Annotated in this window: 6 protein-coding genes and 1 pseudogene; all 7 read left to right on the top strand. The window is 69.5% G+C overall.

Annotated features, from left to right (window positions below; genetic code table 11):
- Positions 1-436: pseudogene (locus VH969_RS07305) on the top strand (glutamate decarboxylase); the annotation flags it as partial.
- A 273-nt stretch (positions 437-709) separates the two neighbouring features.
- A complete protein-coding gene (locus tag VH969_RS07300; RefSeq protein WP_331972395.1) occupies positions 710-1,168 on the top strand; it encodes a DUF7144 family membrane protein in 459 nt (152 codons plus the stop codon).
- 79 nt (positions 1,169-1,247) lie between these two features.
- Entirely contained in the window at positions 1,248-2,639 is a 1,392-nt protein-coding gene (locus VH969_RS07295; protein WP_331972392.1) for a cytochrome ubiquinol oxidase subunit I, read from the top strand.
- A complete protein-coding gene (locus tag VH969_RS07290; protein WP_331972389.1) occupies positions 2,636-3,679 on the top strand; it encodes a cytochrome d ubiquinol oxidase subunit II in 1,044 nt (347 codons plus the stop codon). The genes VH969_RS07295 and VH969_RS07290 overlap by 4 nt, the downstream gene beginning before the upstream one ends.
- A 104-nt stretch (positions 3,680-3,783) precedes the next feature.
- Positions 3,784-5,646 carry a glycoside hydrolase family 15 protein gene (locus tag VH969_RS07285; protein WP_331972386.1) on the top strand — a complete coding sequence of 621 codons (1,863 nt, stop codon included), beginning with the start codon at positions 3,784-3,786 and terminating at the stop codon, positions 5,644-5,646.
- A complete protein-coding gene (locus tag VH969_RS07280) occupies positions 5,643-6,977 on the top strand; it encodes an NAD(P)/FAD-dependent oxidoreductase (RefSeq protein ID WP_331972383.1) in 1,335 nt (444 codons plus the stop codon). Before VH969_RS07285 ends, VH969_RS07280 begins: the two co-directional genes overlap by 4 nt.
- A 10-nt stretch (positions 6,978-6,987) precedes the next feature.
- On the top strand, positions 6,988-8,541 hold the full coding sequence (locus tag VH969_RS07275) for a GMC oxidoreductase (protein WP_331972380.1): 1,554 nt from the start codon (positions 6,988-6,990) through the stop codon (positions 8,539-8,541).
- The last annotated feature ends 6 nt before the right edge of the window (positions 8,542-8,547 follow it).

The raw sequence follows: 8,547 nt of genomic DNA, 5'->3' as shown, positions 1-8,547 counted from the left end.
CGCGCAGTACTACACCTTCCTGCGGCTGGGCTGGGAAGGTTACCGGCAGGTGCAGCAGGAATGCCGGGACGTGGCGACCTACACGTCCGCGAAGGTTGCCGAGATGGGGCCGTTCCGCCTGCTGACCCGCGGTGACGAGCTGCCCGTGTTCGCGTTCACGCTGAACGAGGAGGTCACCAACTTCAACGTCTTCGATGTCTCGGCCGGCCTGCGCGAGCGGGGCTGGCAGGTGCCGGCCTACACGTTCCCGGCCGACCGGCAGGACCTTGCCGCCATGCGCGTGGTGGTCCGCAACGGGACCGGCCGCGAGATCGCCGACCTGCTCCTCGACGACCTCGACCACGTGCTGCCAAGGCTGGCGCGGCAGACCGCACCCGCGCGCGGCGTGGAGGCGGCGACCTTCGACCACGCCTCGGCCCACCGCCGCAAGTCCTGACCGAGGCCCGGTCCGCCAGCGGCGCGTGGGGCCGCCGACGGACCGGTACAGCCGCTGCCTCGGCGCGCCGTCCGTGACAGCGGCACCACCGTCCCGGCTCCACGACGACCCCGGGCGCGAGTTGGCCCACCGGCGCCACCCGCGCATCGGCGGATCGGCACGAGCGGCGACGGAGAGAAACCGCCGCGGGCATCTCATCACCGGCGGGGGATGAGCCGGCTGATCCGTGCGGACACCGTGACGACGGGCCGAAACCGTTTGAGGGGAGCGGAGATGACTGACGCTCAAGCCACGGGTGCCGGGTCGACAGCGGTCGGTGACTCGCGCGACACGACCCAGCCGAAGTTCACCGCGTGGGTGGGCTGGATCTGGTTCGCCGCGCTGATGATGATCCTGCTCGGTTTCTTCAACGCGCTCTACGGGCTCGTGGCGCTGTTCAACGACACCTACTACGCCGTGGGGGCGCGGGGCCTGCTCGTCTTCGACATCACGCAATGGGGCTGGATTCACCTGATCGTCGGGCTGGCGGCCGTGGTCACCGGGTTCGCCCTGAGGCGCGGCGCGATGTGGGCACGGGTCCTCGCCGTAGTGCTCGCGTCGATCAATGCCGTCGCCCACCTCGCCTTCATGTCGGCGAACCCGTGGTGGGCAGTGGTCGCGATCGTCTTCGACGTGCTCGTGATCTGGGCGGTGATCGTGCACGGTGGCGAGATGAAAGAGAACGCCTACTGATGGACGAACTCCCGAGAAGGCTCAGGAGGCACAGGTCGTGGTGGGCGAAAGCGTGACCGGCTTGGCGACCTTGGCCGCCGTGAACCCGGTTCCGTGGGCGCGTTCGCAGATGGCGTTCACCCTTGCCTGCCACATCATCCTGGTTCCGCTCGGCGTTTCGTGGGCGTTCATGACCCTGGTCGCGAACTACAAGGCGGTGCGGCACGACGACCGTAGCGCCCTGGTGCTCGCGCAGCGCTGGTCGAAGTACATGGCCGTGACGTTCGCGGTGGGCGCGGTGACGGGAACCGTGCTGAGCTTCGAGTTCGGCCTGCTCTGGCCGCGGTTCATGGGGACTTGGGGCGACGCCTTCGGCGTGCCGTTCGCGTTCGAGGGGATCTTCTTCTTCACTGAGGCGATCTTCGTCGCCATATACATCTTCGGCTGGCGACGACTCAAACCGTGGCCACATTTCTGGACCGGTGTGCCGATCGTCATCGCGGGGGTGTTCGGGTCCATCTCCGTGGTCGCGGCGAACGCCTGGATGAACGCGCCGACCGGGTTCACACTGAACTCGAAGGGCGAGATCGTCGACGTCGATCCACTCGATGTCATCTTCAACGACGCGATGCCGCTGCAGGCCGCGCACATGGTCGTGGCCGCCTACCTTGTCGGCGGGTTCATGATCGCGTCGGTCTATGCGGCCGGCCTGCTGCGCGGTCGGGTCGACCGCTACCACAAGCTGGGGTTCGGCATAGCGTTCACGGTCGCCGCGGTGGCGACGCCGATCCAGATGGGCGTGGGCGACAGCCTGGCGCGCTGGGTCTTCAACAACCAGCCGGTCAAGTTCGCGACGATCGAGCTCGTGCCGCAGACCGGCTCGGATGTGCCCGAGAGACTGCTGGGCAAGCTCAACGACGACGGCACGGTCACGGGTGGCGTCCCGATCCCGGGCCTGGCTTCGTGGCTGTCCGATCCGAGCACCGGTAGGGCCACGGTCATCAAGGGATTCGACACCGTGCCTCCGGACGAACGCCCGACGGTCGCGGAGACGAACATCGTCCACCTCAGCTGGGACATCATGGTCGGGCTCGGCACGCTGCTGTTCCTGGTCTCGGTCTGGTACGGCGCGATGTGGTTGTTCCGGCGCCGCCTGCCGACCGGCAAGTGGTTCCTGCGGGTCGCGGCGTGCTCGGGCGTGCTCGCGATAGTCGCGATGGAGGCGGGCTGGGTGGTGACGGAGGTCGGCCGCCAGCCGTGGATCGTCTACAACCTGATGAAGGTCGAGGACGCGGCGACCGGGAACACCGGCGTCTGGATCACGTTCATCGCCGTGATCGTTCTCTATCTCGCGCTCGGCATCACGACGATCATGGTGATCCGGGCGATGAGCAGGCGCTTCCGCCGGGCGGGCGGGTTCGCCGAGCTCGACACGCCGTACGGACCGGTGGCGGAGGCCCCACCAGCCGAAGTCGTGGAGAGTAGGCCGTGAGCACCGCCATCGCCGTCGTGCTGCTGCTCGCGGTCGCGACGTACGCGATCTTCGGCGGAGCCGACTTCGGCGCCGGCTTCTGGGACCTGACCGCCGGCGGGCCCGAGCGCGGCGAAGGGCCCCGCGGTCTCATCGAGCGATCGATCGGGCCGGTGTGGGAGGCGAACCACGTCTGGCTCATCTTCATCTTCGTCGTCACGTGGTCCGCCTTCCCGTCGGCGTTCGCGTCGATCACGTTGACGATGTTCATCCCGCTGACGATCGCGGCGCTCGGCATCGTGTTGCGCGGTGCGAGCTTCGCCTTCCGCAAGACGGTGGTCACCGTGCGCTTCCGCCGGATCTTCGGTGGCGCGTTTGCACTGTCCTCTTTACTCGTGCCCTTCTGCTTCGGCGCGATCGCAGGCGGCATCGCGTCCGGTCAGGTCCCGGCCGGCGGCAAGGCGGGTGACCCGGTCGACAGCTGGCTGAACCCCACCTCGCTGGCGACCGGCGTGCTGGCGATCGTGCTGGCGGCCTACCTGGCGGCGGTGTTCCTCGTCCGGAACGCACGGCAGGTCGGCGAACCGGGCATGGCGGCCTACTTCCGCCGCCGCGCCGTGGTGACCGGCGTCGTCGCGGCCGCGGTCGCCCTGATCGACTTCGTCGTCCTGAGCTTCGGGGCGCCGCACGTCTTCGACGGCCTGACGTCGCGAGCCCTGCCGCTGGTCATCGTGAGCGTCGCGAGCGGGGTCGGCACTCTCGTCCTGCTGGTCCGCGGCGCGTCCCACGGTGCCCGCGCGCTCGCCGTCGTCGCGGTGGCCTGCGGCATCGGCTGCTGGGGTGTCGCCCAGTGGCCGTACATCCTGCCCGAGAGCCTCACGTTCTCCGCTGCCGCCGCACCGAGCGGCACCCTGACCGCGCTACTGGTCGCGGTCGGCCTCGCGTTGCTGATCGTGGTGCCCGGTTTCGTGCTGCTCTACGTGCTCGACCAGCGACAGCTCCTGCCCGAGGAGAGCGTCGAGGACGTGGGCGACCGCGCCGTCGAGTCCGGAACCGGCTGAGCCGAGAGGCAATCACCTGCGACGGGTGATTCCCGCGCACCCCGGTCCATCAATGGTCGGTGCAGGCCCGCGAACTCGCGCGTCACGACTGCGAAGGAGCCTCCGTGAGTGCCACTACCTCACCGTTCCCGCCGATCGCCGACTACGCGTTCCTGTCGAACTGCCACACGGGTGCCCTGGTGGCTCCGGACGGATCCGTCGACTGGCTCTGCGTGCCCGCGTTCGACTCCCCGAGCACGTTCGGCAACCTGCTCGACCGCGGCGCCGGCTCGTTCCGGTTCGGCCCGTACGGGATCAACGTGCCGACCGCGCGCGCGTACGTCCCCGGCACGAACGTCATGACCACGACCTGGCACACGCCGCGCGGCTGGCTGCTGGTCCACGACGCCCTGACGATGGGTCCGCGGCGCGGCCACGACACGGTCACGCCCCACACGAGGCCGCCGGCCGACGACGACGCCGACCACATGCTCGTGCGCACGGTCGAATGCCTCGAGGGCCAGGTGGAGGTCGAGCTCGTGTGCGAGCCCGCCTTCGACTACGGGCGCACGCCGGCCACCTGGAACGTCGTCGGCGACGACGACCATGCCGCCGACGCGACGGGAGCCGGTCAGACCTTCCGCCTGAGCACCGACATGCTCATCGGCATCGAGGGGGGCTCCGCGCGGGCGCGGCACGAGCTGTCGAAGGGCGACTACGCGTTCTGCGCGGTGTCGTGGGCCGAGAACCTCGCCTCGCCGACCGACGCGGCGGACGCGAACGCCCGGATCAAGGCGACGATCCAGTTCTGGCGCAACTGGCTGGCGCGTGCCCGCGTCCCCGACCACCCGCTGCGTCATCCGCTCGAGCGTTCGGCACTCACCATCAAGGGCCTGACCTACATGCCGACCGGTGCGACGGTCGCGGCGCTGACGACGTCCCTGCCCGAGACGCCGGGCGGGGAACGCAACTGGGACTACCGCTACACCTGGATCCGCGACACCACGTTCACCCTCCAGGCGCTGCACTACCTGAACCTCGACTGGGAGGCCGACGAGTTCATGCAGTTCGTCGCCGACCTCGAACCGAACATCGACGGTGCCCTGCAGATCATGTACGGCATCGACGGCCGCCGGGACCTGACCGAGTCCACCCGGGACGACCTGAGCGGCTACGAAGGTGCTCATCCGGTACGCATCGGCAACGGTGCGTTCGACCAGCGCCAGAACGACGTCTTCGGCGCGGTGCTGGACTCGGTGCTGCTGCACACCACCAGAAGCAAGCACCTGCCGCGCCGGCTGTGGCCCCTCGTCCAGTCGCAGGCCGCCGGCGCGATCGCTTCCTGGCGCGAGCCCGACCAGGGCATCTGGGAGGCCCGCGGCAAACCGCAGCACTACGTGTCCTCGAAGCTCATGGGCTGGGTGGCGCTCGACCGGGCCGCCAAGCTGGCGCGGATCCGCGACGACGGCGCGCTGGCCGACCAGTGGCGCTCGACCGCCGAGGAGATTCGCGCCGACATCCTCGAGCACGGCGTGAGCGACCGCGGCGTGCTCCGCCAGCACTACGACACGGACGCGCTGGACGCGTCGACCCTGCTCGCCGCCCTGTTCGGCTTCCTGCCCGGCACCGACGAGCGGATGCGCAACACCGTGGACGCGATCGACAGCGAGCTGACCGAGAACGGGTTCGTCCTCCGGTACCGCACCGACGAGACCGACGACGGCCTGTCGGGCAAGGAGGGCACGTTCCTGATCTGCTCGTACTGGCTGGTCTCCGCGCTCGCGGTGGTCGGCGAGATGGACCGGGCGACCAACATGATGGAACGCCTGCTGCGGATCGCGTCCCCGCTCGGCCTGTACGCGGAGGAGTTCGAGGTCGACCGCGCGCGGCACCTGGGCAACTTCCCCCAGGCGTTCTCCCACCTCGCACTGATCCAGGCGGCCGGCCGGATCATCCTGTCCGACTTCCGGGCGGAGCTGTCGCTGTGACCGGGCGATCCCGCGGGAACGTGCTGGTGCTGGGCGGCGGACTGGCCGGCGTCGCCTGCGCGCACCGGCTCGGCGACGAGGGCATCGGGGTGACCCTGTTCGACCGCAACGACTACCACCAGTTCCAGCCGTTGCTCTACCAGGTCGCCACCGCGCAGCTGCCCGCGGAGGACATCGCCCGCCCCCACCGCGTCATCTTCCACGCCCACCCGACGGTCGAGGTCCGCACCGTGCACGTCGCGGAGGCCGACGTCGCGAACCTCCGCCTGACGCTGGCCGGCGGTGAGACGGTCGCCGGGTCCCACCTGGTGATCGCGGCGGGCGCGCAACCCGAGTACTTCGGCGTGCCCGGTGCCGCCGAGCACGCGTACCCCCTGTACTCGGTGTCGGACGCCGAGCGGCTCCGGCTCCACGTGCAGGACCTGGTGCACGGGGTCGCGGAAGGAGAGCTGGCCGAGGACGCGCTCGACGTCGTGGTCGTCGGTGGCGGCCCGACCGGGGTCGAGATCTCCGGGGCCCTCACCGAGCTGATGGCCGCGCTCGCCGCCATGGGCCGGATACCGCGGGCCGGCCGGGTCGTCCTGATCGACCGCGGGAACAACCTGCTCGGCGCGTTCTCCGCCAAGTCGCACCGGTACGCGCACAAGCGGCTCGCCAAGCAGGGTGCCGAACCCCGCCTCGGCACCGGCGTCGCCGCCGTGTACGCCGACCGGGTCGAGCTCGACGACGGAACCGTCATCCCCACCCGCACCGTCATCTGGGGGGGTGGCGAGTCGGCGGCGCCGGTGGTGCAGGCCGCCGCGGGGCTCAAGACCGGTCACGGCGGCCGGGTGGACGTCCTGCCCGACCTGACCGTCGAGGGAAACCCACACGTGTACGCGATCGGCGACGCCGCCAATATCCCGGCGGCGCACGGCGCCGCCCTGCCGCAGCTGGGCTCGGTGGCACAGCAGTCCGGCCACTGGGCGGCCGGCAACATCCTGCGCGTGCGCAACGGGCAGCCGGCGAAACCGTTCCACTACAAGGACAAAGGCATCATGGCCATGATCGGCCGAAACGCGGCCGTCGCCGAGGTCGGCAAGCACCGACACCAGGTCGACGGTCCGGTCGCCTTCGCCGCATGGCTCGGTGTGCACGCGATGCTGCTCAGCGGGGCGCACAGCAAGGCCGACGCGTTCATGGCATGGGCGTGGGACTACTTCGACCGCGACCACGCCGCGACCGTCGAATGGTCCACGACGCCGAAACGCATCGCCTGGGGGGACGAGGCAGCCGACGTCCCGCACATCTCCGTCGACCGGCGGGACCCGGCGACAGCCGGAAGCTCCTGAGGAGGTCAGCATGGCCGAGCACTACGACGTCATCATCGTGGGATCCGGAGCCGGTGGCGGCACCCTCGCACACCGGCTCGCGCCGTCGGCAAAGCGCGTGCTGATCCTCGAGCGAGGTGACTGGTTGCCACGCGAGGCGCAGAACTGGGACGCCGAGGCCGTCTTCGTCGACAACCGCTACGTGTCGGCCGACAAATGGTTCGACAGCAAGGGAAAACCGTTCCAGCCCCAGGTCCACTACTTCGTGGGTGGTGCGACGAAGTTCTACGGCGCCGCCCTGTACCGGCTCCGCGAGCGCGACTTCGGCGAGCTCAAGCACCACGGCGGCGTCTCACCCGCCTGGCCCATCGGCTACGACCTGATGGATCCCTACTACACCCAGGCGGAGCAGCTCTACCAGGTGCACGGCGTGCGCGGCGAGGACCCGACAGAACCGCCGGCGTCGGCGCCGTACCCCTACCCGCCGGTCTCGCACGAGCCGCGCATCCAGCGGCTGTTCGACGACATGACCGCGGTCGGGCTGCACCCGTTCCACGCGCCGTCGGGCGTGCTGCTCGACGAGAGCCGGCCCGAGTTCAGCGCGTGCATCCGCTGTGCCACCTGTGACGGGTTCCCCTGCCTCGTCCACGCGAAGGCCGACGCGGACGTCATCGCCGTGCGGCCGGCCATCGAGCACGACAACGTGACGCTCGTCCGCAACGCGCGAGTACACCGCCTGGAGACCGACACGTCCGGGCGGACGGTGACATCGGTCGTCGCCGACGTGGATGGCGACGAGCAGTGGTTCGCCGCCGACATCGTCGTCGTATCGGCGGGCGCGGTCAACTCGGCGAAGATCTTGCTGGCGAGTGCCAGCGACCGGCATCCGAACGGCCTTGCGAACGGGTCGGACCAGGTCGGGCGCAACTACGTGTTCCACAACAGCCGGGCGTTCCTCGCGATCTCGACCGAGAAGAACGACACCCGGTTCCAGAAGACACTGGGCCTCAACGACTATTACTTCGGCGACGCCGACTTCGACTACCCGATGGGCAACCTGCAGATGGTGGGCAAGTCGTCCGCACCGATGTACCGCGGTGAGAAGCCGGTCGAGTCGGCGCTGGCGCCGACGTTCGCCCTGCGCGACGTGGCCGAGCACGCGGTCGACTTCTGGCTGTCGGTCGAGGACCTCCCCGACCCCGACAACCGCGTGACGCTCGACCGCGACGGCAACGTGGTGCTCAGCTACAGGGCGAACAACCACGAGCCGATGGAGCAGCTGTACCACCGGGTCAAGAAGCATTTGAGCCATCTGGGGATGCATCCGCATCATTTGATCCCGCGAGACGCCTACATGAAGAACGACATCCCGGTGGCGGGCTGCGCACACCAGGCCGGCACCGTCCGGTTCGGACGCGATCCGGCGACGTCGGTTCTCGACACCGACTGCAAGGCGCACGAGGTCGACAACCTGTACGTCGTCGACACGAGCTTCTTCCCGAGCATCGGCGCGGTCAACCCGGCACTGACCGCGATGGCGAACGCACTGCGGGTGGGCGATCACCTCCTGGAGCGGCTCGGGTGACCCCGG

Origin of the sequence: Actinophytocola sp., from assembly GCF_036555685.1 — a bacterium.
Lineage (GTDB): Bacteria > Actinomycetota > Actinomycetes > Mycobacteriales > Pseudonocardiaceae > Actinophytocola.
The sequence above is the reverse complement of the archived record's forward strand: the minus strand, read 5'-3'. Positions and strand labels throughout refer to the sequence as shown.

Bases quoted from the DNA above. Each gene is read 5' to 3' on its own strand.
- VH969_RS07300 (WP_331972395.1), top strand. From the start codon at position 710: ATGACTGACGCTCAAGCCACGGGTGCCGGGTCGACAGCGGTCGGTGAC.
- VH969_RS07275 (WP_331972380.1), top strand. From the start codon at position 6,988: ATGGCCGAGCACTACGACGTCATCATCGTGGGATCCGGAGCCGGTGGC.